25 protein-coding genes and 1 pseudogene are annotated in these 26,945 nt (G+C 56.8%); 15 read left to right on the plus strand and 11 right to left on the minus strand.

Translation table 11 applies throughout. The features are described 5' to 3' along the window. The first annotated feature begins 35 nt into the window (after positions 1-35). The 15 genes and pseudogenes from IPH10_02980 to lepB all read left to right on the plus strand — a co-directional run bounded on the left by IPH10_02980 (position 36) and on the right by lepB (position 15,992). Positions 36-1,079, plus strand: a complete 1,044-nt coding sequence (locus IPH10_02980) for an acetyl-CoA carboxylase carboxyltransferase subunit alpha (GenBank protein ID MBK6909887.1) — start codon at positions 36-38, stop codon at positions 1,077-1,079. A 59-nt stretch (positions 1,080-1,138) separates the two neighbouring features. Beyond that, entirely contained in the window at positions 1,139-1,486 is a 348-nt protein-coding gene (locus IPH10_02985) for an acyl-CoA thioesterase (GenBank protein ID MBK6909888.1), read from the plus strand. Continuing rightward, a complete protein-coding gene (locus tag IPH10_02990; GenBank protein MBK6909889.1) occupies positions 1,483-2,466 on the plus strand; it encodes an NAD-dependent epimerase/dehydratase family protein in 984 nt (327 codons plus the stop codon). The genes IPH10_02985 and IPH10_02990 overlap by 4 nt, the downstream gene beginning before the upstream one ends. Before the next feature lie 158 nt (positions 2,467-2,624). Then, positions 2,625-5,537: a DEAD/DEAH box helicase gene (locus IPH10_02995; GenBank protein ID MBK6909890.1), complete on the plus strand. Its 2,913-nt coding sequence runs from the start codon at positions 2,625-2,627 to the stop codon at positions 5,535-5,537. Between the two features lie 4 nt (positions 5,538-5,541). Beyond that, positions 5,542-7,053, plus strand: a complete 1,512-nt coding sequence (locus tag IPH10_03000) for an acetyl-CoA carboxylase biotin carboxylase subunit (protein ID MBK6909891.1) — start codon at positions 5,542-5,544, stop codon at positions 7,051-7,053. A 4-nt stretch (positions 7,054-7,057) separates the two neighbouring features. Continuing rightward, entirely contained in the window at positions 7,058-7,555 is a 498-nt protein-coding gene (locus IPH10_03005) for a hypothetical protein (GenBank protein MBK6909892.1), read from the plus strand. A gap of 19 nt (positions 7,556-7,574) precedes the next feature. Next, complete coding sequence (locus tag IPH10_03010; protein MBK6909893.1) at positions 7,575-9,206, plus strand: methylmalonyl-CoA mutase; 1,632 nt, start codon at positions 7,575-7,577, stop codon at positions 9,204-9,206. Further along, the gene (locus IPH10_03015) at positions 9,203-9,973 is read left to right on the plus strand and encodes a biotin--[acetyl-CoA-carboxylase] ligase (GenBank protein ID MBK6909894.1); all 771 of its coding nucleotides are present in this window, start codon (positions 9,203-9,205) and stop codon (positions 9,971-9,973) included. The genes IPH10_03010 and IPH10_03015 overlap by 4 nt, the downstream gene beginning before the upstream one ends. Further along, the gene (locus tag IPH10_03020; GenBank protein MBK6909895.1) at positions 9,970-10,734 is read left to right on the plus strand and encodes a type III pantothenate kinase; all 765 of its coding nucleotides are present in this window, start codon (positions 9,970-9,972) and stop codon (positions 10,732-10,734) included. Before IPH10_03015 ends, IPH10_03020 begins: the two co-directional genes overlap by 4 nt. Positions 10,735-10,804: 70 nt before the next feature. Continuing rightward, complete coding sequence (locus IPH10_03025; protein MBK6909896.1) at positions 10,805-12,202, plus strand: N-acetylmuramoyl-L-alanine amidase; 1,398 nt, start codon at positions 10,805-10,807, stop codon at positions 12,200-12,202. A gap of 33 nt (positions 12,203-12,235) precedes the next feature. Continuing rightward, positions 12,236-12,682, plus strand: a complete 447-nt coding sequence (gene greA / locus IPH10_03030) for a transcription elongation factor GreA (protein MBK6909897.1) — start codon at positions 12,236-12,238, stop codon at positions 12,680-12,682. A 20-nt stretch (positions 12,683-12,702) separates the two neighbouring features. Beyond that, a pseudogene (locus IPH10_03035) lies at positions 12,703-12,894 on the plus strand (PspC domain-containing protein). A gap of 234 nt (positions 12,895-13,128) precedes the next feature. After that, positions 13,129-13,365: a PspC domain-containing protein gene (locus tag IPH10_03040; GenBank protein MBK6909898.1), complete on the plus strand. Its 237-nt coding sequence runs from the start codon at positions 13,129-13,131 to the stop codon at positions 13,363-13,365. Positions 13,366-13,373: 8 nt separating this feature from the next. Further along, a complete protein-coding gene (gene lepA / locus IPH10_03045) occupies positions 13,374-15,167 on the plus strand; it encodes an elongation factor 4 (GenBank protein MBK6909899.1) in 1,794 nt (597 codons plus the stop codon). Positions 15,168-15,224: 57 nt separating this feature from the next. Beyond that, on the plus strand, positions 15,225-15,992 hold the full coding sequence (gene lepB / locus IPH10_03050) for a signal peptidase I (protein MBK6909900.1): 768 nt from the start codon (positions 15,225-15,227) through the stop codon (positions 15,990-15,992). A gap of 76 nt (positions 15,993-16,068) precedes the next feature. On the opposite strand, the gene IPH10_03055 is transcribed toward lepB, so the two are convergent. From IPH10_03055 to uvrB, 11 genes are all read right to left on the minus strand, one after another. Next, complete coding sequence (locus IPH10_03055; protein ID MBK6909901.1) at positions 16,069-16,725, minus strand: hypothetical protein; 657 nt, start codon at positions 16,723-16,725, stop codon at positions 16,069-16,071. Positions 16,726-16,728: 3 nt separating this feature from the next. Further along, entirely contained in the window at positions 16,729-17,565 is an 837-nt protein-coding gene (locus IPH10_03060; GenBank protein ID MBK6909902.1) for a hypothetical protein, read from the minus strand. A gap of 13 nt (positions 17,566-17,578) precedes the next feature. Then, positions 17,579-18,202 carry a hypothetical protein gene (locus IPH10_03065; protein MBK6909903.1) on the minus strand — a complete coding sequence of 208 codons (624 nt, stop codon included), beginning with the start codon at positions 18,200-18,202 and terminating at the stop codon, positions 17,579-17,581. Between the two features lie 18 nt (positions 18,203-18,220). After that, positions 18,221-19,462, minus strand: coding sequence for a fibronectin type III domain-containing protein (locus tag IPH10_03070; GenBank protein ID MBK6909904.1), 1,242 nt, complete (start codon positions 19,460-19,462; stop codon positions 18,221-18,223). A 236-nt stretch (positions 19,463-19,698) separates the two neighbouring features. Beyond that, positions 19,699-20,610, minus strand: a complete 912-nt coding sequence (locus IPH10_03075; protein ID MBK6909905.1) for a DUF3108 domain-containing protein — start codon at positions 20,608-20,610, stop codon at positions 19,699-19,701. 1 nt (position 20,611) lies between these two features. Continuing rightward, positions 20,612-21,232: a threonylcarbamoyl-AMP synthase gene (locus tag IPH10_03080; GenBank protein ID MBK6909906.1), complete on the minus strand. Its 621-nt coding sequence runs from the start codon at positions 21,230-21,232 to the stop codon at positions 20,612-20,614. A 14-nt stretch (positions 21,233-21,246) separates the two neighbouring features. Then, positions 21,247-21,729: a hypothetical protein gene (locus tag IPH10_03085; GenBank protein MBK6909907.1), complete on the minus strand. Its 483-nt coding sequence runs from the start codon at positions 21,727-21,729 to the stop codon at positions 21,247-21,249. Further along, on the minus strand, positions 21,722-22,795 hold the full coding sequence (locus IPH10_03090; GenBank protein MBK6909908.1) for a sigma-54-dependent Fis family transcriptional regulator: 1,074 nt from the start codon (positions 22,793-22,795) through the stop codon (positions 21,722-21,724). Before IPH10_03090 ends, IPH10_03085 begins: the two co-directional genes overlap by 8 nt. Continuing rightward, positions 22,792-24,057, minus strand: a complete 1,266-nt coding sequence (gene purD / locus IPH10_03095) for a phosphoribosylamine--glycine ligase (protein MBK6909909.1) — start codon at positions 24,055-24,057, stop codon at positions 22,792-22,794. The genes IPH10_03090 and purD overlap by 4 nt, the downstream gene beginning before the upstream one ends. A gap of 1 nt (position 24,058) precedes the next feature. Further along, entirely contained in the window at positions 24,059-24,775 is a 717-nt protein-coding gene (locus IPH10_03100; protein ID MBK6909910.1) for a hypothetical protein, read from the minus strand. Further along, positions 24,772-26,757, minus strand: coding sequence for an excinuclease ABC subunit UvrB (uvrB, locus tag IPH10_03105; GenBank protein ID MBK6909911.1), 1,986 nt, complete (start codon positions 26,755-26,757; stop codon positions 24,772-24,774). Before uvrB ends, IPH10_03100 begins: the two co-directional genes overlap by 4 nt. Positions 26,758-26,945 lie beyond the last annotated feature (188 nt).

Genomic DNA, 26,945 nt, shown 5'->3' on the forward strand with positions numbered 1-26,945 from the left:
ATCACCGTGGATTTTTCAGCAAGAGGAGGCTGGGCATGAGCACCTCAACTGTTCAGGATAAGTCGCGCGGAGTGAGCGCGACCAATGGAACCGCGCCGCCTGGCAAGCCGGGATTTGCGTCCGGGTTTTTGCTTGATTTCGAAAAACCAATCGTCGAACTCGAGCATAAGATCTCCGAAATGCGAGTCCTGGCCGAGAGCTCGGGCATGGGCAACATGTCGGTCGAGATTGACCGCATGCAAAAGAAGGCCACCCGCCTGCGCGAAGAGGTCTTCTCGAAATTGACGCGCTGGCAGAAGGTGCAGCTCGCTCGCCACCCGCGACGCCCCTACACGCTCGACTATGTCGAACGGATTTGCTCCAATTTCATTGAACTGCACGGCGACCGGTGTTTCGCTGACGATCGCGCACTGGTCTCCGGTATCGCTGACATTGACGGCCGCAGCGTGATGATCATGGGACATCAGAAAGGCCGCGGCACAAAAGAGAATATCTACCGCAACTTCGGCATGGCGAATCCGGAAGGATATCGCAAGGCAGTTCGGCATTTGATGATCGCGCAGAAATTCAAGCTGCCCGTCATTACATTCATTGACACGCCCGGCGCGTATCCCGGGTTGGGCGCGGAAGAACGCGGACAGGCCGAGGCCATTGCGCGCAGTCTCTATGAAATGGCGCGCTTGCAGGTGCCGATTCTGACTTTTGTGATTGGTGAGGGCGGTTCGGGCGGTGCGCTGGCAATTTCAATTGCGGACCGCATCTTCATGCTTGAGTATTCCATCTACTCGGTAATTTCGCCCGAAGGTTGTGCGTCTATTCTCTATCGCGATGCAGGTCAGGCGCCACAGGCGGCGGAAGCGCTCAAGTTAACGGCGGACGATCTGCTCGAATTGAAGATCATTGACGGTATCATCCCGGAACCCGCGGGCGGCGCGCATGAGAACTATGACGAGATTGCGTCCCGTTTGAAAGAACGCATTCAAGCGACGCTGCCTGAATTGCTGTCGGAGTCGCCGGAGAAGCTGTTAGAAGCGCGGCACCGGAAGTACGAGCGTATCGGCTTCTACCTCGAGTCTTGAGCGATCTCCGCAAAGAGTCGGTGTCGCGGTTGCGCGTTCGATACGCGGAAACTGATGCGATGGGGTGGGTTTATTACGCCTGTTACTATCAGTACTTCGAGGTGGCCCGTTCTGACTTGATTCGTAATCTGTGGAAGTCCTATCGGCGCATTGAAGACGAAGACGGTCTTAAGCTGCCCGTCGTCGAGTCCGGCTGCAAGTATCACAGCGGCGCACGCTATGAAGATGAGTTGGACATCCACGCGATTCTGACCCTCGACGGTCCACGACTGCGCTTTGAATACACGGTACGACGGGCTAATGCAGTCGAATCCATTGCGACCGGTTTTACCGTGCATTGCTTTGTGGATGAGCGCGGCCGCCCCGTGCGCTTGCCGCGATCGTTTGTCGAGTTCATGCATACATGAGCGAGCGCGTGTTGGTCACCGGCGCGACCGGCTTTGTAGGTAGTCACGTCGCGGAAAAAATGCTATTGAACGGCAAGACTGTCCGGCTGTTGGTCCGCGACGCGCGAAGGCTGAAGTGGTTTAGTCCCGATCGTTTTGAAATCTCGACCGCAGGACTCAACGATGAATCGGAACTGACGCGCGCCCTCGATTCCGTGGATGTGGTGATTCACTGCGCGGGTGTCACGAAGACTGCGCGACGCGAAGAGTTCTTTGAAGTAAACGAGAACGCCACACGTACCTTGGCACGCGCCAGCGAGCGAGCGGGTGTGCGGCGCTTCGTACATTGCTCAACGCTTGCGGTGTGCGGTCCATCGGCGGCCGGCGCGGTCATCCATGAAACGGATATTGAAAAGCCGATCACCGATTACGGCCGCAGTAAACTTGCGGGCGAACATGCTGTTCGTGGCGAGTTAGGCCGTGCGGAATGGGTGATCTTACGTCCGCCCGCTGTAATGGGGCCGCGGGACGAGCAGTTCCTGCCGCTGTTTAAAATGATGTGGACGTGGCGATTCTACACCGACGTTGGATTCAGGCCGCGTGAGTACAGTCTCATCGGCGTGCGAGATCTCGCGGATGGGCTTTGTCTTGCGGCAGACGTCTCATCAGGATTGCGCGAAACGTACTTTGTGACGATGCCGGAGCCTGTGGCTTGGCACGTCGTTGCCGATGCGTTCGCCGGTGCGTCCGGCAGACGCGCGCACAAGGTCGTTATCCCCGAGATGGTTGCACGTTCCCTCGGCGTGTTTGGCGATCTTTCAATGCGATTCAGCGGGAAGCCCGCACTGCTGAATTCTGACAAGGTCACGGAAATCTTGGCGGATGGGTGGGCATGTTCGGGTGAGAAGATTGCTCGCGCCTGGGGATTCCGTTGCAAAGACGGGTTGAGCGATGTGGTGCGGGATACCTTGACATTCTATCGGGAAGTGAATTGGCTTTAGCAGCGGGGCCAGCGGAGTGGGGAAGAAACAAAAAAAGAAGAGCGTCAAGAAGCGCATACCACTACCGTTGAAGCCGCCCAAAGCCGAGCCGCATCCGAAAGCATACCGCCGCCATGAGAAACATGCGCGGGACTTGCGCGAGCTAACGGACGTCCGTGATGAATCGTCTCGCTCAGGCGATTGATTCGGATGATGTGCTGCGCGGCACGATCATCTTCCGAGGTCAGCTTGAGGGCAGAGCGGCGCATTACCCGGCCGCTACTCCCGAACTTAGTCCTGCGGTGCAGCATGGTCTCGCGCAGGCTGGCATAGAGCGGCTCTATTCGCATCAAGCGACTGCGGTCAAAGATGTACGCGATGGCAAGAATATTGTTGTCGTGACGCCGACTGCCAGCGGGAAATCGCTAACGTATATCCTTCCGCTCCTGGATGCTATTGAGCGCGATGAGAAATCGTGCGCTTTGTTGCTCTTTCCACTTAAGGCGCTTGAACAGGATCAGGCACTGAAGCTGCGGCAGTGGCAGCAAGCACTGGCCGAGCAGTTGTACTTCAGTTTGGCTATCTTTGACGGCGATACGCCGTCCGCGGAGCGGCAGAAGATAAAGAAAAAGCCGCCTAACTTGCTGATCAGCAATCCGGATATGCTGCATCAAGGCATGCTGGCTTATCACCAGAGTTGGGAGAAGTTCTTTAAACAACTGCGGTACGTTGTGGTGGACGAACTGCACGCCTATCGCGGCGTGTTTGGCTCGCACATTCTGCAAGTTTTTCGCCGTTTGCGTCGGTTGCTGCACTACTACGACGCGCGACCACAATTCATTTGCCTTTCAGCGACGATTGCCAATCCGGAAGAATTCGCGTCGCAGTTGATCGGCGCTGATGTGTCCGTGATCGCGGATTCGGGCGCCCCCTTGCCGGAACGCGAGTTCATGGTTATGAACGCGCCAGAGTCTTCCATGTCGTCGGCGGTAACGAGGTCTTTGATCCATGCGCTTGACCTGGGCTTGAAGACAATCGTTTTCACCAAGTCCCGGGTAGCCACGGAAATTATCTATCGGTCGCTCGGCGATTCACGGCCCGACCTGGTGCGGAAGGTCAGTTCGTACCGCGCGGGATTTCTGCCCCAAGAACGGCGTGAAATCGAACAGAAGTTGGCCGCGGGCGAGCTGCATGGTGTGATTAGCACCAGCGCCCTCGAACTGGGAATTGACATCGGCGGACTTGATCTTTGTATTCTGGCCGGATATCCCGGCAGCATGATGTCGCTGTGGCAGCGAGCGGGTCGCGTCGGGCGGCGCGGCAGCGCAAGCGGCGTCCTGCTGATTTCCGGAACGGATCAATTGGATCAGTTCTTTGCACGCAATGTGGAACTGCTGCTCGCGAGACCGATTGAACGGGCTTTAGTGAATCGTGCGAACGATCACATTCTACGGCAGCATCTGCCGGCGGCCGCGGCGGAAATGCCGCTGATGCACGGCGATCCGTACATTGACGTCGTTCAGCATGCTGAAACGATTACCGCGCTCGAGAACGAACGCGCGCTGCTCAGAAGCGCCTCGGGTAAGCAGTGGTTTCCCGGCAAGCCGAGGCCGCACGCACAGGTTGACTTGCGCAGCGTCGGAGGGACGTTTGACATCGTGGATGTGTCCCGAGGGGACGGCAGCGTGATCGGCACTGTGTCCGGAAACTCGGCGTTCCGCGAATGCCACGACGGCGCCGTGTATCTCCATCGCGGCGAGCCGTATCGTGTTGAAGAACTTGATTTGAAAAAGAAGGTTGCCCGCGTTCGCCCGTACAGCGGCAACACGTACACGATGATTCGCACGCAGAAGGAGACCGAAATTCTTGACGTGCGACGCACGCGGACCGTGCAGTCGTTTGCAGCGCGAATGGGGTTGCTTAAGGTGACCGAGCATTTTGTCGCCTACGAGCGGCGCAGGCTTTACAGTCAGGAATTGTTGTCGGTCGAGCAATTGACCTTGCCGCCGCAGAGTTTTCAGACGGTAGGCTGCTGGATTGAACTGCCGCCGACGCTGCAATCGCATTTGGCCGCGGATGAATTGCATTTCATGGGCTCGATACATGCCGTGGAGCATGCGACGATTTCGCTGACGCCGCTACTGGCGCTTTGTGATCGTAACGATCTCGGTGGAATCAGTTTTGCCAAGCATCCGCAGTTGCCGCACGGCGCGGTGTTCTTCTATGACGGCTATCCGGGCGGTGTCGGTATTGCTGATTGCATGTACGATTCCTTTGAGGATCTGCTTGAGCGTACGCGTGAGTTGATCGAACGATGCCCGTGCGAGGAGGGTTGCCCGTCTTGCGTGCAATCGCCCAAATGCGGCTCCGGTAACCGACCACTGGACAAGCGCGGTGCTGTGCAGGCCCTGACGTACCTGCTGTCTGAACCTGGCGAAGACCCTGAGCCGTATGGGATTGAAGCCCTGGCAACCGCGCCTGCCGCAACGCACGAAATAGATTATGTCGCGCGAGCCATTCCCGCGGATTTGCGCGTCCTGGTGATGGACTTGGAAACGCAGCTTTCGGCCAAGGAAGTCGGCGGATGGAATCAAGCGCGCCAGATGCGCATCGCCGTGGCCGCGGTTTGGGATAGCGTTGATGATATCATTGTGCTTTATGAAGAGGCCGACACGGACGCGCTGCTCGAGCATCTTCGGCGCGCCGACGCCATCTGCGGCTTCAACATTCGCCGATTCGATTTGGAAGTTCTGCGGGGCTACACATTCGACAATTTACAGTCGTTGCCGGTGCTTGATCTCCTTGAGAATGTGGTTGAGGCACGCGGCGGCCGACTGAAACTTGACACGATCGCCAAGGCGACTCTGGGTATTGGAAAGAGCGCCGACGGCCTGCAATCGCTGGAGTGGTTTCGCGAGGGCCGCATGGATCTGGTGCGCGACTACTGTCAAAAAGACGTGGAGGTGACTCGCGATATATTAAGATTCGCCTTGCAGCACGGATACGTGCTCTACGAGGATAAAACGGGAGCCCATGTAAAGCTCCCTCTGACCATAAACATCGAGCCGCGTAAGGCGGCTCAGCAATGCTGAACTTATGAAATCTATCCTGATTGCCAATCGCGGTGAAATCGCTGTACGCGTAGCTCGCACGTGTCGCGAAATGGGCATCAAGACTATCGCAGTGTATTCCGATGTAGATTGCGATAGTTTGCACGTGCGTGAAATGGACGAAGCTTACGCGCTGGGCGGTTCAACGCCTGGCGAGAGCTATCTTGTCCAAGACAAAATCATTGAGATTGCCAAGCGCAGCGGCGCCGAGGCAATTCATCCCGGCTATGGTTTTCTGTCCGAGAATGCAGGCTTCGCTGACCGCGTGGCCCGCGAAGGTTTGATCTGGGTCGGTCCGCCCGCATCCGCGATCAATGCCATGGGCTCCAAGACTGAGGCGCGCGCCTTGATGATCGCGGCAAACGTCCCGGTCGTTCCGGGCACCAAGGGCGCCGTGGCCTCGGCTGACGAAGCCATCGAGTTCGCCCGCAAGGCGGGTTTCCCCGTGCTGCTTAAGGCCGCGGCCGGCGGCGGCGGCAAGGGCATGCGCGTCGTACGCAACGAAGCGGATCTGGCGGCGGCGTTGGCCGCGGCGCAGCGCGAAGCAAAGTCGGCGTTCGGCGACGATGCCGTGTATGTTGAAAAGTACCTCGAAGAACCGAAGCACATTGAAGTACAGATCTTCGCCGACAAGCATGGTGACGCCATCTACCTGGGCGAACGTGAATGCTCAATGCAGCGCCGTCATCAGAAGATCATCGAGGAAGCACCGTCAGCGGCCGTTTCGCCCGAGCTGCGCAAGCGCATTGGCGAAACAGCGGTGATGGCTGCCAAGGCATGCGGTTATGCGAATGCCGGAACGTGCGAATTCCTGTTGGACAAGAGCGGCGAGTTCTACTTCCTGGAAATGAACACTCGCTTGCAGGTCGAACATCCCGTGACGGAAATGGTGACCGGACTTGACCTTGTGCGGATGCAGATCGAAGTTGCGCGCGGCGAAAAACTGAAGCTGAAGCAAGCAGACGTGCAGTTGCGCGGTCACGCCATTGAAGTTCGTGTCTACGCGGAAGACGTTATGGCCGGATTCCTGCCGTCTACGGGGACTTTGGAAGTCTGGCGTCCGGCGACTGGACCCGGGCTGCGGGAAGACACCGGTATGTATGAGGGCGCGGAGATCAGCCGATTCTACGATCCGATGATCTCGAAGCTCGTTGCCTACGGCGAGAATCGTGAAGCGGCGATTGACCGGATGTGCCGGGCGTTGCGCGAGTACTATGTCGCCGGCGTGATGACGAACGTTGGCTTCTGTCACTTTGTTTTGAAACGCGACGAATTCCGCAGCGGTGAATTTGACACAGGCACAGTCGAACGCATTCTTCTGCCGGCTTACGGAGAGTACGTGCGGAGCGGTGAAGACATTCCGGAGTGGCTGCCCGCTGCTATTGCGGTGGCCAACAAAATTTACCGCACCAAGCGGGAACAATACACTCCGAACGGACACCCCGCTTCGGGTTGGAAGACCGGTGGCCGCACCAAATCACTTAAGAATCGCTGGTGAAAATATGTTTGACCGCACAACTGTTAAAGTAGGCGACGCCGAGTTTCTCGTGCAGCGCACCGACGAGGAAATCCTCGTCAATGGAAAAAAAGTCGAGACGCCTGAGATTTCGCTGATCAACCGCTTTGTCACCGTCAGATTACCGAACCGCGTTGAGCGGTTTTCGGTCAATCGCAACGGTGACGATCTCTGGCTTACGATTCACGGACGCGTATTACCGCTCGTGATTGAAACCGAACGCGACCGGTTGCTGAAAGTCGCGTCACAGGCAGCCGAAGGCGAAGGCGGCGCCGCGACAATTCGCGCAGCGATGCCGGGGCTGGTCGTGAAGATCATCGCCAAGGTAGGTCAGGTTGTCAAACGCGGCGAACCCGTGTTGATTCTTGAAGCCATGAAGATGGAAAACGAAGTGCGGTCGCCGGCGGACGGTACCGTGCAGGAAATCCGGGTCAACGAGCGCGACTCTGTCGAAAAAGGCGCTCCGTTGATGCTCGTGGGCTAAGGGATCGGACAATCAAAATATGGAACAACGAGAACGATGGCGCAAGGCGTTAGACGCTCTGACGTCTAAACACGCCGAGCGCCGCCCCAAATTTGTAACGGAAAGCGGCTTGGCAGTCGAGCCGTTGTATGAGCCGGACGTTTCCTTTGATCCGGCTGACCGCCTTGGGTATCCCGGACAGTTTCCGTTCACGCGCGGTGTGCAGCCCAATATGTACCGCGGTAAATTCTGGACGATGCGGCAGTACGCGGGATTCGGAACGGCAGAGGAATCGAATGCGCGCTATCGCTATTTGCTGAGTCAAGGCACCACCGGGTTATCCGTCGCGTTTGATTTGCCCACGCAGATCGGCTACGACAGCGACTCCGCCGAGGCGGCTGGCGAAGTGGGACGAGTGGGCGTCGCCGTGAGCAGCATTGAAGATATGCAGGTGCTGTTTCACGATATCCCGCTTGAGAAAGTCAGCACTTCGATGACTATCAATGCCACCGCTCCCGTGTTGATGGCGCTTTATATTGCTGTCGCCCGTTCGCGGGGCATTGCCGAGTCTGATCTTGAAGGTACTGTGCAGAATGATATTCTGAAGGAATTCATCGCGCGCGGTACTTACATCTATCCGCCAACACAGTCGCTGCGGCTGGTGACAGACGTCATTGACTACTGCCGCGTGAATTTGCCGAAGTGGAACACAATCTCTATTTCTGGCTATCACATCCGCGAGGCCGGTTCGACAGCCGTACAGGAATTGGCATTCACCTTCTCGAATGCGGCGGCGTATGTGCGCGCGGCGCAGGCGCGAGGGTTGGACATCGATGCCTTCGCGCCGCGACTGGCTTTCTTCTGGGGTTGCCATAACAACTTCCTCGAAGAAATCGCTAAGTTCCGCGCTTCGCGCCGAATCTGGGCGAAGTTGATGCGGGACCGACTCGGTGCAAAAAGCGAACGGTCGTGGATGCTGCGTTTTCACACTCAGACTGCCGGTTGCACGCTGACAGCGCAACAACCGGACAATAACGCGGTGCGCGTGACGCTGCAAGCGTTAGCTGCCGTTCTGGGAGGAACACAAAGCCTGCACACGAATGCCCTTGATGAGGCATTGGGTCTGCCGACGGAACGGACCGCGCAAGTCGCGTTGCGCACACAACAGATCATTGCCTACGAGTCCGGCGTGGCCGACACGGTAGACCCGCTTGGCGGAAGCTACTATGTTGAAGAACTGACAAACCGTATCGAAGCCGAAGTGTGGCAAGAGATTGACCACGTCGAGCAATTGGGCGGATCGGTTGCCGCAATTGAAAAGCACTACTTCCAGGATGCGATCGCGCGCGAAGCGTACCGCTATCAGAAGGAAGTGGAAGATCTGGACCGCGTGATCGTCGGTGTGAACAAATTCCACGTCGCCGAAAAGGGCGAGCCGCCGGTCTTGCATGTAGATCCGTCGCTTGAAGAAAAACAGCGGGCGAATCTCGCAAAACTGCGCCGCGAGCGCGACGCGACAAAGGTCGCAACCTCGCTTACGCAGCTCCGTGCGGCGGCGCAGGGTACCGAGAACATGATGCCTGTCCTGATCGCCGCCGTCGAGCACAAGGCAACACTGGGCGAAATCTCCAACTGCCTGCGCGAGGCTTGGGGAGTCTACACAGACGTATGATCGCGTGGGACGAGAAACAGCTGCACTGGCATCTGAGCACGCGCCGTTTCGGTCGGCAGGCTCGCTATTTCGACGTGCTGGATTCGAGCAACCGTTGGTTGCTTGAACACAGCGGCGAATTCACGCTGACCGGTGCAACTGTCGTCGCGGGACATCAAACAGCCGGGCGAGGAAGGCATGCTCGCAATTGGTCTGACTTGCCCGGCAGTTCCCTGCTGTGCAGCGTGCTGTTGAAAGTCCCAGGACAACATCCAGCTAAAGGTTTTTTGGCCATGCTGCCGGCAATTGCATTGGCCCGCGCGATTCTGAAACACGACGGCGGAGCTGAAGTGAGTCTGAAGTGGCCTAATGACGTTTTACTGGCAACGCGAAAGACCGCCGGTATCCTGGCTGAGTCTGCCGGACCAGATCTAATCGTTGTGGGTATTGGTGTCAATATCCAGGCCGTTCCGGCTGAAGAATTCATCTATCCTGCGACATCATTGTCCGAAGGATCGCGGTGGCATCCGACCCGCGAGATTCTGCTCGCGGAATTGCTAAACGAATGGGAGCCGTTGTTCGACATGTTCCTCAACGAGCAGTTTCCCGAATTGCGCACCGCATGGGAAGCGTTGGGCCCCGTTGAGGGCACGCGCCTGAAGCGCGTTGAGGCGGGCGAGGAGATTGTCGGTGAATATGCGGGAATCGGCACGCATGGCGAGCTGAGGCTCCGCCTTGCCAATGGTGAGGTTCGTGAGTTGTTTAGCGGTGACGTGTCCTTCGCATGAGCGTTTTTGTCGGGATTGACGTCGGCAATACGCACACGACCATCGGTTGGTGGAATGGCGCGTGGCAGCATGAATGGCGGCTGACGACGAAGGCGCAACGCACGCGCGACGAGTGGACGATTGTGCTGGAAGCCACGCTGCGTCGTGCTGGTTATCCATTGCAGGACATCGCGCAAATGGCCGTTTCCTCGGTCGTCCCTGCAGTTACGGCCGACTTAAGCTATGCGGCTCGCGAGCTGAAATTACCATGTGATGTGATTTCCGCCGGCCACATTCACAGCGTACACATTGCTTATGATCCGCCGGAGGCTGTCGGAGCGGACCGGCTTTGCGGTGTGGCGGCAGCGCTGCACAAACTGGGAGCGCCCGTCATCGTGGCCGACCTTGGCACCGCGACCGTGATTGATGTCGTGGATGCTGCAAGAGTCTATCGCGGCGGGATTATTGCGCCGGGCGTGGCGACGGCGGCGGAGAGTCTGCACCAGGCCACGGCGTTGCTTCCCAAAGTGAACCTGAATTTCCCGGAGAACGTGATCGGCGGGAACACCGTCGAGGCGATTCAAAGTGGAATTCTGTACGGGGCGATTTCGCTGATAGACGGCCTGGTGGTCCGGATTCAAACGGAAATCGGCCCGGCGCCCGTTGTGGCCACGGGAGGCTTTGCCGACCTGCTGCGAGGGGCCAGCGAGACGATTACCCACGTGGATCAGCGCCTCGTTCTGGAAGGGATGAGGCTGTTGGCGATGCGCGAATGGTCGTGACACGCCTTCTCCTTCTCGTTTTGCTTGCCGGAGCAGCCGCTGGGGCGGAGATACGGCTGATTTACCCCGTTTGGCGACTCCGGACGGAAAGTTCACTTATGACCGGCGGTTGGATTCGACGTTCGTTTTTGGCCACGTCATGGGCTACCAGCCTGGAATGTCCTTGACCTGCATGGGTCAGCCGCTGAATTTGACGACGGATGGCGCGTTCTTGGCATTTGTTCCGATTCCGTGGGAAGCTGAAACATTAGGCTGGTCGTTCGCTCTAACTAATGTAGGGGCAGGCATTTCAGGGCTGTTCTTCCCGTATGAGCCGGCCCCTGAGGCAACCGACCCGGTCTGGCAGGAGCTGGACGGGGTGGTTGGTTTTGTGGTCAATGACCCGACGTCACACACGCGAACGGTACCGGGGGGAAGTTACCATTTGTTTCCCAGTGTGGGAACAGAGTTGGCCGTCAACGCTGTTACAGAGAAGTGGGCGCGGTTTGAATTGGGTGAGGGCCGGACAGGAGCCATCGAACGTCGGTTTGTGGACAGCACGGGCGTCATCGCGCCGGGCTATGCTACGTTGGGTAACGGCCAGGTCGGTCCGGTGTCAACAACCAAGTTGCGTTCAACGGTCGGTGTGGAGTTTGCCGTCAGTGGGCGGACCCTTAATGAGGTGCAAACAAGTCCGGACGGCCGCGAGGTCTTGATCACGCTCTTTCAAACACGAGCGGCCATAGATCGAATTCGATACATCGGCGCCGCACGCGAGTTCATCGAGGACATCACGTGGTCGCAAGGCGCGGAGACCCTGACGTTGCGTGTGCTCGTTCGGCATCGCAGTTTGGTAGGCTATCGGGTTGAGGCGAGTGATTCGACATGGACGCTGAATCTCGATTTTTCAAGTGACAACGCTGACCGTTTACGCGGGAAGACGATTGTGCTTGATCCGGGACATGGCGGAACCGCCGACGGAGCGATCGGTCCGCGCGGCTCGAAGGAGAAGGATGTTGTCTTACGTTGGTCCGAGGTCCTTACCGACGTTTTGCGGGCCAATGGCGCGGTTGTTTACCGCACCCGCGAGGCCGATGTAGCCATGGACTTGCATGAACGGGCGAATTTCGCGCGCCTACACAACACCGATGCGTTCTTGAGTTTGCATGCTAACGCGTTGCCTGACGGAGAGAATCCGTTCGAGCGCCGCGGTTGCGGTACATATTACTATCAATCTCTGAGCCGGGGCCTCGCAGAGACGGTGCACGAGGCGATTCTGTCGCGCACCGGTTTGGCCGATGATGGAGTTTTCGACGCAAATTTCGCCGTGGTTCGTCCCACGGATTTCCCCGCGGTGCTTATCGAGGCCGCGTACATTATGCACCCCGATGAAGAGCTGCTGCTGAGCGACGACCAGTTCCTGCGTCAACTGTCGCGCGGAGTTACAGACGGGCTCGTCAAGTTTTTCAGCAAGGTTCCCGCGAGGTAGAGATTGGAGAAACAGTATTTGTCCCGGGCCGGCATGGAAAAGCTGCAGGCCGAACTCAATGAGTGGAAGTACGTCAAGCGGCCCGAAATGGTCAAGCAACTGCAAGTCGCGCGCGAGCACGGTGACCTGTCAGAGAATGCTGAATACCATGCCGCCAAGGAAGAGCTGGCGCGAATTGATGCAAAAATTCACAAGCTCGAAGCCATGATGCATTCCGCCATTATGATTGACTCGAGTAAAATCGTCGCTGACCAAGTGCGGTTGCTCACTCGCGTCAAAGTGCTCGATCCGAAAAAGAAGTCGGAACGGATGTTTACAATCGTTTCGCCGGCTGAAGCCAACCCCGCGGAAGGCCGAATCAGCCATCTTTCACCCATCGGCCAAGGCTTAATGGGAGCCAAGGTCGGGGATAGCGTGGAAATCACAATTCCATCTGGTGTCGTGGAATGGACAATCCTGGAAATCTTTCCGCTGGAATGAGCGGTAGAAAGGAAGAGCCCATGGAAGGCACAGTCAGACGGTTGACCCGTTCCACACGCGAACGCGTTTTCGCGGGAGTGTGCGGCGGTGCGGCAGCGTATCTGGGAATTGACCCTGCGCTTACTCGTATCGTGTTTGTGGCGATTACTCTGATTACCGGTGTGGGACCGGGCGTATTGGTCTACCTGGCCGCGTGGGCGCTCGTGCCCGAAAGTGACGGCACACGGGTCACCTCGAGCACGACCGGTAATCGGCGGATCATGGCCTTTATGCTGCTGGCGATCGGTCTGCTCGGCCTGGGAGTGGCGACCATTCTCCGCGAAGAGAACGAAAGCTCCGCAGCCTTCCTCGGCCCAATAGTGGTAATTGTGTTAGCCGCCGTTCTCCTGGCGAAGAAAGGCGACGCTACCGCCAATCTCGATACCTACACGATGGAGGGAACGAACATGAGCGGTGAATCGAGCGAGCCGCGGCGCCTCTTGCGGACGGCCAATGACAAGAAAATCGCGGGCATCTGCGGCGGATTCGGTTCGTATTTCAAAGTGGATCCGACGCTCGTGCGCGTGTTGTGGATTCTGGCGGTTTTCCTGAGTGCCGGCGTGGCACTCCTGCTCTACCTCATTCTCTGGATTGTCATGCCGCTTGACATTGATCCGGATACTCTGTCCAGTCGTTCAACGTAAGGAACTGCATGCGCCCTGACGTCCGTAATTTCTGTATCATTGCTCATATTGATCACGGCAAGTCAACTCTGGCCGACCGACTGCTTGAGTTGACGCACACACTTGATCAGCGGCAGATGACGACGCAGGTGCTTGACAACATGGATCTCGAAAAAGAGCGCGGGATCACAATCAAGATGCACCCAATCACGATGCAGTATCCCGCACGTGACGGGAAACTGTACACGCTCAATCTGATTGACACGCCGGGGCATGTGGATTTTACGTACGAAGTGTCGCGCAGTCTGAAGGCTTGCGAAGGCGCAATCCTGGTTGTGGACGCGAGTCAGGGCATGGAGGCCCAGACGCTCTCGAATCTATACTTGGCGCTGGATTCCAATCTGGAGATTCTGCCGGTACTGAACAAAGTGGATTTGCCCGTGGCCCGACCTGATGAAATCGCTCATCAGGTCGGTGAGTTATTGGGGATGGACCCGGACGAGATATTGCGCGTCTCCGGCAAGACGGGAGTCGGCGTGCCGGAGTTGTTGGAAGCTATTGTCACTCGTTTTCCGCCGCCGCGCGGGTCCATTGATGAACCGCTCCGCGCGCTGATCTTTGATTCACAGTACGACACGTATCGCGGAGCAATTGCGCATGTGCGTGTCGTGGACGGCGTCGTCAAACCAGGTCAGAAAATTCGCTTCGCCGCGACGGAAAAAGAGTTCGACGTTCAAGAAGTAGGCATCCTGCGCATGGCGCAGATTCGGCGCGAGGAACTTGTCGCGGGCGATGTGGGTTATGTCGTCAGCGGCTGCCGAGACGTACGTGACATTCGCGTAGGCGATACGATTCTCAACGGCGGCGACTTGACCGCTGAACCGCTGGCGGGCTACCGCGAAGTTAAACCGATGGTATTCGCGGGCATCTATCCGGCGGACAACAGCGACTACGAGTTGCTGCGCGATTCGTTGTCTAAACTAAGTCTCAACGACAGCGCGCTCATTTATGAGGCCGAGACTTCGGTAGCCCTCGGCTTTGGTTTTCGAGTCGGCTTTCTGGGGCTGCTGCACTTCGAGGTCATCCAGGAACGGCTCGAACGCGAATACAATCTCGATCTTGTCTGCACGGTGCCGTCGGTCGAATACCGGGCGATTCTCGCGGACGGCGAGGTGCGGCTGGTCGAGAATCCCGTGAACCTTCCGGGAGCGGGCGAAATGGAATACATGGAAGAGCCTTACGTGCGTTCTTCCATCATTACTCCTGAAGAGTACATCGGCGCGATCATGCAGCTCTGCATCGAAGCTCGCGGGACCTATATCAACACCGAGTACATTGACACGGCCCGCGTTAATCTGCATTACGAATTGCCGCTGGCCGAGATCATCTTCGACTTCTACGACCGTCTGAAGAGTATTTCACGCGGGTACGCGTCCTTCGATTATGAGATACTTGACTATCGCCAAAGCGAGCTAACGCGGCTCGACATTTTGGTTAACGCTGAGATCGTGGATGCGCTCTCAGTTATCGTGCATAAAGACAAAGCGTATGATTGGGGCCGCCGGGTTTGTGACCGGTTGGTGGATTTGATTCCGCGGCAGATGTTTGAAGTGGCGATTCAGGCCGCGGTCGGTTCGCGCGTGATTGCCCGCTCAACGGTGCGCGCAATGCGCAAGAACGTGTTGGCTAAGTGCTACGGCGGCGACATCTCGCGCAAGCGCAAACTTCTCGAAAAGCAGAAGGCCGGTAAGAAGCGCATGAAGTCCGTCGGTAATGTGGAAATCCCGCAAGAAGCGTTTCTTGCGATTCTGAAGGCAGAGTAACGGGGCCGGAACGAATCGTCGTCCGATTTTTCAAAAGCAGCAGGTAAGAGAGCAGGAATGGCTGATGTATCCGGCGCTGTCGAGCGGCCCGCAACTGAGATCAAAGGCAAGAGTTCGGTCAGAGAGTGGTCGGAGTTTTTCATCACGTTGGTCGTGATGGTTTTCTTCATTCGTGTCACCACGGTCGAAGCGTTTCGAATTCCCACAGGATCCATGGAAAATACGCTGCTTGTGGGCGATTTTCTATTGGTAAACAAATTCGTGTACGGTATTCGCACGCCTGAATGGATTGGCATTCCGTTCACGGAGATTGGCTTTGATATTCCTTGGACCCGGTTGCCCGCGCCGTCAAAGGTCGAGCCCGGCGACATCGTTGTATTTAAGTTCTCTAAGGATATTTTTCGCTTCCCTGAGGATCGCTCGGTCAACTACATCAAACGCTGCGTCGCCGGACCGGGCCAAACGCTGGAGATCAAGGATCGCGTTCTGTACGTTGACGGAAAAGTCGTCAGCAATCCGCCAGAGTCGAAATTCACGGCGCCATCTATCATTCGGCCGGGCCTCGCTGAACCGCGCATTTTTAATCCGCAAGGCGAAGCGTGGAACCATGACAACTTCGGTCCCCTGACCGTCCCAGCGGGTTGCTATTTCATGATGGGTGACAATCGTGACAATTCACTGGATTCCCGCTATTGGGGTTTCCTCAAAGAAGAAGATATTGTCGGCAAGGCGCTGATTATCTACTTTAGCTGGGACAAGAACCAAGGACTGTCGAAATTCTATAAGTCGGTGCGGTTCAGCCGGATCGGCGATTGGATCGAGTGACGCTAAGAAAACGTAATTAAAAAGCGGGCCGACTTGTGAAAGTCGGCCCGCTTGTGTTTTGGCAGAAGACCGCCGCTTAAGACGCGACTTTGAGCCAGTCTACGAAGAGGAAGTAGAACCGGTCGAACAGCAGTGCGATACGGGTCATAACCGTATAACCGTAGCCAGCGCCGAATCCGATCATTAAGAGCGTCGTCCCAGTTGTCGCTACGTGCCTGAAGCCGCCCTTATGTTCTACCGAGAAGAAGAAGTAGAACAGCACACAGACCAGGCCGATCGTGAATAGAGGGTTGTCAAGCATGCCCAAAAACGTCAGCACGCCGGGTTCGCTGCCAAACTTCGCGGCAGCGGCCGGCTTGAACACCGGAATTAGACTTGCTTGCACCTGCAGGACCATGTCGCCGGATGCAAATCCGATCACCGCGAGGCCGGCATAGGTGCCAATAATCACCGACAACGGCCAGCGAGAAACCCAACCCATGGATTGCGAGAATCGGGTGAATAGTGCCAATCCCAGAAGCAGCGGTACGATGAGCCAATAGTCCGTGCCCGCCGTCAACGGCCGCCACAAATTCGGCAGGAATACGTTGTAGAATTCTGTGCACACAACGTAGCCAGCCGCAATTCCGACGAAGAAATGCTCGGCAATCTTATAGAGTGGGTTGTCATTGTACAGGAAGCTCAAGACAGCGATTGTCGCCAGCCCCGCCACGGATAACCAGAAGAAATCCATAAGTTACAGTCTTCTCCCTTTCTCGCGGCGCACGAAGAAATAGACTACATTTCCGAATAGAATGAAGGCGATGATCACGAAGTGCCCCATTGTCTGGCCGTCCATCGCCGTAACGGCCAGTCCGGGTGTCTTGATCAGAGCTTCATACTCCGCCGCTCCGGTGATTCCCGTCAGCAATCCGAGAAGCTGCCCGCTTTGGAAGTAGGCCGAGTACTCGGGAACTGAGACGGCCGACGAGCCGCTTAACATGGGAATATCAAAGCGCGTCGTAACGTATTGAACGTACTCCTTCGTGCCCGGATAGCCCGCCGACACGTTGATCAGCACGTCAAATTGCGTGTAGTTTTCGACGCCCGACATGATCGGAAGGCTGTCCACCGGTGTCCCGTAAAAGTCCACAGGAAAAGTCCGGCGAATGGATTTGCCCATGGCGACCATTACCGCTTCACGGCCCTCTTTCAATCCGAGATAGGCGTAGTCCACACCGTAGTGGCGGCCATACTTGTCGCGGCAGATCTCATTGACATTGCGCTCAATGAGTGCCGGAGCGGTAGACCAGAGCGTGATCACAACCGGCCGATGGCCATGCTGCATCAAGTGGTCGAGCACGGACAAGCACATCGGATTCAATTCAGCCAGTGCGCCGGGATCATAGTCGAACGAGCACAGGACGCGCGACCCCGGCGGCAGCTTTTCTATATATTCATAGAAAGCCCGCACCGGAGGCGTTGTCTTAGGTGTTAATCCCAATTTGAAAAACAGCGGCGTCGCGACTGCAATGGCCATCGCCAGGAAGACCCAGCGGCGGTCGAGTTTCTCGAGCTTCTGTAGTGTAGTCATGGCCATCTGCTCGTCACTCCCGTCCGAGGTAGCTGCGTTCGATTCCGAGAATCACTTTGAGACCCGTGGCAATGGCTCCAAGAGCCGCGCCAATCAAGATGCCGCGCTGCGCAACGGCGTTCGGTACGTTCATAATCCAGTCCACGACTCCGGGCAGGTCTTCCCAGATCATATGGCTGATCGGAATCCGCCCGAGCATGACGACCAGTGCCGTGATCGCCAGCACGGAGGCCTGCCAAGTCCGCACGCGAAAGGCGCGAAAGGCCGCCGATGCAATGAAGAAAGCCAGGGATGCGTACATCGTCGAGGCCAACGGCACGTACGTGCTCGTGAACAACCTGTCGTTAGTCCATGACCCTTCCTTAATGCCGTAGAGCATACCGGGTATCAGCATCAGGAAGAACGCCACAACAAGGACCAACTTGTAGAGCCAGCCCGGTCCGCGTCTATATACCAATTCCCCGTTGATACGAAGAATATTGGCGGAGCCCAATACGTAGGAAAACGAAATCACAATGATCGCCCAGTTCTGCAACCGATTGGCAATATCGTTCACCGCTGGATGCGGAATGAAGAACTGTACGATCATGAATACGCCGAAGACCAGCGTGATCAGAATCGGAATTTCTCTTTTCATTGCTTGGAGTACCCGCGGCTATATGACTTGGAACCAGGAGCGCAGGAACTGCACGCCAAAAATTTCGAGCACCATCGAGGCCAGCAGACATGCTATCAGGAAGGCCTTCATGTAGTCCGTGGCCTTCAATGTCCCCATCATGTCCAGATCGCGCGTAACGAGCGCGCTCGTCGCAAAATACTCTTCACCGATCAGCGTATAGTCACAGGCTACCACAAAGAACGGGAGCTGATGAGTATTGGCTGTTCCGGCTATCTGGATTGCGCCGGAGGTGAATCCGACTTCCGAGAGAATGAGCGACTCCGCGAAGAAGGCGCCAAGGAAAAAGTGCGCCGCAGTCTTTTCGCGCATCATGATGCCGGTTGTGCCGCTTGTGAAGGCAAACTGCTCGTCCGACAGGTAGCGAATATTGTCCGCAACATAAGCATCCGGCCGACCGGCGTTGAGGAAGCCCTGCTTGACAGATTCCTCGGCTACCGTGACCATAAACGCACGATTCAGCGGAACGATAATCGGAATGTCGTAGGTCGCCGCCTTGGAGGCTACCGATGTCAGCAATTGGATCGAAGCGATCGTCTGAATATTCTCGATATTTTGAGTTCCGGGCACGTACAGAACGGGTTTACCCAGCTCGGTGGCCCGGCCGATGGCTTCATCAATCGCGGCAATCCCCGCGATGCGGCGAAACGTCAATGGTGCCCCAGCCCGAGCACGCTTGACCATGATCATCACCATCGCATAGAACAGCACGACCATAAGAAATATGTTCAGCCGGTTCCAGTTGAACCAGGCCGACCGCGGGATTGTCGGGCCGACCACCACCGACTCGCTTAGGCGTAGCCGCTTGACGAACGCGACCGTCACACTGTCCGGTCGGCTGCTGTCCGGCACGGCGAGCATTGTCGAGTCCACGGCCACGACTTTAACGAAGTAGGGGATGTCCTCTTCAATCTTCCAACCGTCGCCGCTTGATATGAACGCCTCTGTGGCCCTACTGTCTGTTGTGGCCATGATTTGATAGGGTCCAACCGCTGCTTGCGCAGCCATGACGCGGTATCCATAAATAGTGAATCCGACCTGGGAGGTCGGAGTCCAGCGCACGTGCAGCCCTTCACCACCGTCATTCGCAACGTCCTCCACGGTGACCGGACTCGGCGCAGCGCCCTGGCCGACAATCGTGATCACGGAGTCCGTTTGCGCCTGTACACCGATGTGGCACATCAGGACGAGCAAGAGTAGATATGCGGCCTTATGGGGCATACATTGTTGTCCAATGGGTTTGCTACGGGACCGAGACGGAATCAGTCGAGCGGACGGGAAGGGAATTGCGACAAGAACTGGAGGTGCGGCAGACCGAAGTACAGCCTGAGATAACGAGAAATTAAGGATTTACCGCTGGACTGTCAAGGGTTTCAATAGCGAACAAAAATTTGGAGCGGCGCGTCCGAAACACGCCACATCCACGAAAATATTCTTAACTTCATTATTGAAAAAACTTAGGGTGCCCAAATCCCAAGATCAGGTCGGCCGGACGTTAGCGCCCGGTCCCGTTCCGCGCCACTGATGCCCGGTTTACCTATCCCGGGTACGAACTCCTCAAGTTCGACAATGAAAGAGCCGAACGATACCTTCGAGGTCATTATGATCGGGATCCGTCGCTCGTCCGCCGTTACCCAGACGAATACGCGCGCTTTGCGCTCTTTCTGGAATAGACCGCCACTCTTCAGAACTGGTTCACAAACGAAGCAGTCGAACTCGCCCGCCAACGATTCCACGGTGTCACGGGCATGCACAATAACCAGTAGGTCGTAGGTCTTATTCACATCGTGCGTGCGAATGGCAATCGTGTCTCCAATGACCAGATCAACGGTCCGCGTGCGGTAACCTGCCGACAGGACATCCTGAACACGCGGCTCGACTTTGATCGGCTCCTTCTTGTTGCCCTCATCCCACCAATAGACCAGGCTATCGGCCAGACTATATTTGACCAGCTTCTCGTCTTTGTAAAAACCTTCCATCAGACGTTTGTGGAACTTGTGACTGTAAACCGAGTCCATGTCCACCCATGTCGTAATGGTGTCACGCACTTTGAAGACCCAATCGAATCCCTTGGCTGAGCGCGCGCTCGATTGGATACGCCAAGTCCACTGGTCATTGACCTGCACGGTGTCCAACACGTTCAGCTCGGCTTTGCCTGCCGGAACCGCACTGAAAGAGACATGGTAGACCATTTTTTCGCCGACCGCAAAAGGCAGCGGCAAATCCGGTATTCCGACTGAATCACGGCGGATCAATGAGGGCGGCGGAGCGGTTTCAGGACCCGAAAGCTCCTGAGCGCTACTCCACGTTGCACACACCGACAGCAGCACGATCAAGCAGCAAATTCTGCGGTATGGTCCCATTCGCATGCTAACCTTTCTTCCAAATCTTTTGAATGTCATCGCCGCTTATCGCACCCTCACGAACAATTTCGGGCAGTTTTCCGCGCACGTCCACGACGGTGGAAGACCGGCCTAACAGCAAATGTTTCGTCTTGATTACCAAGTCACAAGCGTCGGCGATTATCGGGTCAATCTCGCTAAACAACTTAGGTGCAGGGCGGCCCGGGAGATTCGCGCTCGTGGCCCACAGCGCGCGCTCCGTTCGGCGCATGGCCTCTACTATTAACTCATGATTCGGGATGCGGTATCCCAGACTGCGGTTCGCACCTTGAAACTCTACGGGAATAGTCGGAGCGGCGTGCCAGACAACGGTGAGCGGGCCGGGCCAATACGTTTCGCAAAGATGCACCAGTTTGGGACCGGGCACCTCGCCGCTATATTGGCTAAGCCTGATCATGCTGTCTATCAGAATCGCCGTCGGTTTGGCACTGCGCTCGGGCTTCAGTTTCACTAACTTGTCCAGTACTTTTCGGCTAAATGCCGATCCGCCGAGACCATAGACGGTATCCGTCGGAAACAGCATAAGCTCCCCGTCGCGGATACCCCGGCACATGCGTTCGACGCACTCTTCGTTTGTGGCTTCGGTCAATTCAAGCAACTCCACTACCAACTCCCGACAATCTTATTCAGCAGGTCTTCGACCAGTTTCGTCGTGGACTCCGTAACCGCGGTCTCGCGATTCGAGAGATCGCCGCCGTACGGGTAGATAGACCACGCTTGAAAATTCTGCGTCCACTTGGTCTCACCGGTTGAACGAATTACCAACTCAATCCGGCACATCATGGAGAACCGGTATTCGTCCACCGTGATCTCCTGCCCGCTGCGGGCCGTGTACGGTTCGTCGCGAACATCCACGAGCGTGCCCACAAGCACGGCGTCGGCCTGACCTTCAGAAACGACCCGCAATGTCCCGTCCCGCTGAAAACCGCGAATAAGCTCGTCGGTGACGGTTTCAGACAGCCCGAATTCCGCCGACTCATTGCCGAACGTGGGTATCGCCAGTGTGCGAATGTCTCCCGCAACCTGGCTGCGAAAGGAATAGCAGCCGCAGAACAGGATGGCGGCGAATAGCACGAGCCTATTCAAGATTGTACTCCTTAAGCTTGCGGTAGAGGGTGCGTTCACCGATGCCCAAATCCCGGGCGGTCTTACGGCGATTGCCGCTATTCTGAGCAAGCATACGTTGAATCTGCTCCCGTTCAACATCGCTCAAGCGGTTTGACGGCAGCGGTTCCTCGACGATGGTCTGCGACGAAGAAATCGCCGTTTCCAGAATAGACCGCAGTTCCATGACCTCGCGCCGCACATCAAGCATTGTGGCGAGCAGGAGTTCGTTGCCGATGGGCGGCGTTTCACGCGACGCGGGCATGGGCAAAAGACCTCTCGGCGAGGTAAGGTGCGGGCGAAAATGTTCGCCGTGAAGAACGGTCAGACCGCGGTTCAACGTCAAAACTGACTCCACGGTGTTCTTGAGTTCGCGCACGTTGCCGGGCCAATACTGATTGGTCAGCAAATCGAGGGCGTCCTGCGTGAAACGCGGCGTCGTCAACTGATTCCGTTCGGCAAACTCGCGCGCGAATTGCAGGACCAGCAATGGAACATCTTCGGATCGTTCCCGCAGCGGCGGAAGCTGAATCGTGACCGCCTTAAGCCGAAAGTACAGGTCGTGCCGGAATTCGCCTCGTGAGACCTCCGCGCCGAGATCAACATTGGTGGCCGCGAGCACACGGACGTCCACAGGTGTCGGTTTGCTTGAGCCGACCCGCATGACCTCACGTGACTCGAGTACGCGCAGTAGTTTCACCTGCGATTCCGCGGGCATCTCGCCGATCTCATCGAGAACAAGCGTCCCGCCTTGCGCCTGCTCAAAATACCCAGTGCGGCGCTTCTCCGCGCCGGTGAAACTGCCGCGTTCATGGCCAAAGACCTCACTCTCAAAGATACCCTGCGGAATTGCGCCGCAATTCACATAGAGCAACGGGCCGGCACGACGAGCGGAGTTCTCATGCAGCGCGCGCGCCACAAGCTCCTTGCCCGTTCCGCTTTCACCGACGATCAAGACAGAGATATCGGTAGGAGCAGCCTGCAAAATGAGAGATTTAACCGCGCGCAGCGCGGCGCTTTCACCGATAAGGGCGTCCAAAGCGTTCATGCCACCTCCGAAAGCGCAATGTCTTCCCGCATCCGTAAACCGGGTACCAGCGCTCGCCGCGCCAGGTCGTAGGCGTTGGCGCGAGCATCTGCGAATGAATCTCCAAGGCCAACCGCATTGAGTACCCGACCACCGTTCGACACCCATTGACCGTCTTGCTCCGCCGTGCCCGCCGCGAACAGCAGTTGGCCGGACGACGCGGTGGGCGCGATTAACGGAATCTGCTTCTGATAGCTGTCAGGGTAGCCGTCCGCGCACAGCACCACGCACACTGCGTGCTGCGACGTATCGGGCGCGTAATGACCCGGATCGAGCGTGCCGTTCGCGCACGCCTCCATGGCCGCAAAGATGTCATAGCCGAGACAGGGGAGCATGACTTGGGTCTCCGGATCGCCAAATCGGCAATTGAACTCGATGACCTGCGGTCCGTCTTGAGTCAGCATGACGCCGACGTAGAGCAGCCCGCGATAGGGGGTGCCCGCCGCTCGCAACTCACGCTGTACCGGTTCCACAATGCGGCGTTCGCATTCGCGCACGAGTTCGCGGGTAGCATGTCGGGCTGGACAGAACGTACCCATGCCGCCCGTGTTGGCGCCGTGATCACCGTCTAAGGCACGTTTGTAATCCTGGGCTGGGGGCAAAGCGAGGTACCGTTCACCATCACATAAGAAATGCAATGACGCTTCGCGACCGGTGAGTTTTTCTTCCACAACAATGCGCTGTCCCGCGTTGCCGAGCATATGTTCACACAAGAGTCTGCGCGCCACAGCCAGAGCTTCGGCATCATCAGCGCATACAAACGCCCCTTTACCTGCCGCCAGTCCATCGGCCTTGACGACGCGGCCTTGTGCTCGCGGGTTTTCAAGGATGAAGCGTTCACATTCATGAATGTCGTCAAAGATCACGAAGTCCGCCGTGGGAACGCCGCATTTTCGCATCAATTGCTTGGCAAAAACCTTGGAAGACTCAAGCTGCGCCGCCGCGGCATTCGGACCAAAACAGGAAACTCCGCATCCCGCCAAGGCATCGGCGATCCCATCCGCTAACGGAACCTCGGGACCGACCACAACGAAATCAATATCGAGACGCAGGACTTCAGCGACTAATGAGGCTACATCCGGCTTGACGGGGCAGAGGCGAGCAAGGCCGCGCATGCCCGGATTGCCCGGCAGCGCGAAGAGCTCGGCAATGCGAGGACTCTGCTTGAGTTTCCAGAGCAGGGCGTGTTCACGACCACCGCTGCCTATCACGGCCACGCGCATCCTAAAAACTCCTCACAAAACGGAACTGGCCGCCGTCCTGGCCGTCAGGCAGGCTGATCTGCCACGAACCGGCGATGCTGTCGCGATAAACAAACGCTCCGTCAAAGCGCACCGGCAGGTCTAAGTTGTCCATTCGTGTGGTTCCCGAAAAGTAAAAGCCGGTTCCGTCGAGGACCCCGTCATTAAGGTCGGCATCCACGGTATATAATGAAAGCGAGGAGAAAGCGCTTCCAATAAATATGTCGCTTTGCTGATCCATGAATAATTCGGCGTCCCGCCATTCACCAAGCAGGTTGCTATACATCAGGCCACTCCAGTCACCGCTCAAATTCAAACCGAACTCTTCTCGGTTGAGAACATAGGTCGGCTGCCCGGAAGGTTCGAGAATATAGATCGAAATTGCGAAGCTGCTCAGCACTCCCAGGCAGCGATAGGTGTTGCCGCGAGTATATTCGAATCGAATGGTGTCTTCGTCGGCGGTGACTTCGGTAACGGTTACCAATGAATTCGTTCGATTGTACTGAATCTGGCCACTCCACGCGCCGCCTTCGCTCTGCACAATTTGCAGCCACACGTTTTGCGCCGTGCCTCCGGGGCGGCCCCAACCGACGTAGCTCCCATCGGCCTCGGGCACGGGCAGCGGCGGCGGGTCCACCGGCGTCTTCTTACAGGCCGCGGCGATGAACATGAGCGTTAACAAGCAATGCCAGTATCTCATCCGCGGACCTGCTCTTTCAGGCGATTAATCTCGTCGCGAAGCTCGGCGGCCTTCTCGAATTGCTGCGACTTTGCCAACCGTTTCATCTCCTTCTCGAGGCGCACGATCAAGTCTTCCAGTTCGAACGTCGACAGGAATTCCGTTTGCGCGTCCTGCACGATTTCGCGGATCTTGGCGTCAGCTACGGTCGTGGACAACAGTACGTCTTCAATGGACTTGACAATCGAAGCCGGCGTTATCCCGTTGGCAAGGTTGTAAGCGCGTTGAATCTCACGGCGGCGGGTTGTTTCGTCAATGACTCGCTGCATGGAATCGGTCACTTTGTCGGCATAAAAGATCACCCGGCCGTTGACGTTACGCGCCGCCCTGCCGGCGATCTGCAACAGGCTGCGCTCGCTGCGCAGAAATCCCTCTTTGTCTGCATCCAAAATGGCCACCAGCGAAACTTCCGGCAGGTCAAGCCCCTCGCGCAGCAGGTTGATGCCGACCAACACATCGAACCGTTTGAGGCGCAGGTCGCGCAAAATCTCGACGCGTTCCAGCGATTCAATTTCGCTGTGAAGGTACTTTACCCGCAGGGCCATCTGCTCAAGATACTCGGCCAGATGCTCGGACATGCGCTTAGTCAACGTCAGCACGAGCGCGCGTTCCCCGCGGGCCACGGTCTCACGAATTTCTCCCAGCAAATCGTCAATTTGACCTTTGGATGGCCGCACCGCAATCTCCGGATCGAGCAATCCGGTGGGGCGAATAATCTGCTCCACCAGAACACCTTTGCTCTTTTCAATCTCGTAATTTGCCGGTGTGGCGCTGACGAATACGCACTGTTTGATCGTATCTTCCCACTCCTGAAAATACATGGGCCGGTTGTCATACGCCGAGGGTAAACGGAAGCCGAAGTCCACAAGATTCACCTTGCGCGCCCGGTCGCCGCGATACATGCCGCCGACCTGCGGAACCGTGACATGCGATTCATCCACGATGAGCAGAAAGTCGTCCGGGAAATAGTCGAACAGCGTGTCAGGCCGGTCGCCCGGATTGCGCCCGGACATATGCCTCGAGTAGTTCTCAATGCCGCTGCAAAAGCCGACCTCCCGCAGCATCTCCAGATCATAGCGAGTGCGCTGTTCCACGCGTTGCGCTTCAATCAGTTTGTTCATGCCGCGCAGCTCGTCAATCCGATCGGCCAGTTCCGCCTGAATCGAGATCATCGCCCGTTTCAAGTTCGGCGAACTGGTCACGAAGTGTTTAGCCGGATACACCGCCAAGGCCTCGCGTTTGTCTATCGTCTCACCGTTGACAATCTTGAAATGCGTAATGGACTCAAGCGTATCCCCGAAAAAATCGAGTCGAAAGGCCGTCTCTTCGTAGGCCGGGTGTATCTCCAGAACGTCACCGCGAACCCGGAAGGTACCGCGCGGGAACTCAATGTCGTTGCGCGTGTAGTGCATCTCCACTAAGCGCGCCAAAATATTGCGCCGCTCGTAGTCCTTGCCGATTTCCAACAAAAGCAAAAGGTCTTTATAGTCCTTCGGAGACCCCAAACCGTAGATACAGGATACCGATGCAACGATGATCACATCCCGGCGTTCGAGCAGGGAAGAGGTGGCCCGGAGTCGCAGGCGATCAATCTCCTCGTTGATCTGCGTGTCCTTCTCGATATAGGTATCCGAACTCGGGATATACGCCTCGGGCTGATAGTAGTCGTAATATGAGATAAAGAACTCAACCGCGTTGTTGGGGAAGAACGAACGAAATTCCCCGAACAACTGCGCGGCCAAAGTCTTGTTATGGCTCATGATCAGCGTGGGTTTTTGCACCGCCTGAATGACATTAGCCATGGTAAAAGTCTTGCCTGACCCGGTCACTCCGAGGAGGGTCTGGAACCGTTCGCCGCGGTTCAGTCCCTCGACGAGCTGGCGAATCGCTTCTGCCTGGTCGCCGCGGGGCTGCATCTCTGTGGAAAGCTCAAATCGTCTCATGTCCCGAATTTAGTCCATTTCTGCCAAAATTGCAAGCCGTTTGGCAGGAGTAGAAAACAACGAAAAACAATTATAAACAAGTATTTGATATAATTGACATTGCACACTTGGGCAGGTAAGGAAACCGGGCATGGTCTTGCGATTTTGCCCCGGCCTTAGTATATTCTAAATTCTAAAAATCAACATGA

The organism is bacterium, from assembly GCA_016702305.1.
GTDB lineage: Bacteria > Electryoneota > RPQS01 > RPQS01 > RPQS01 > JABWCQ01.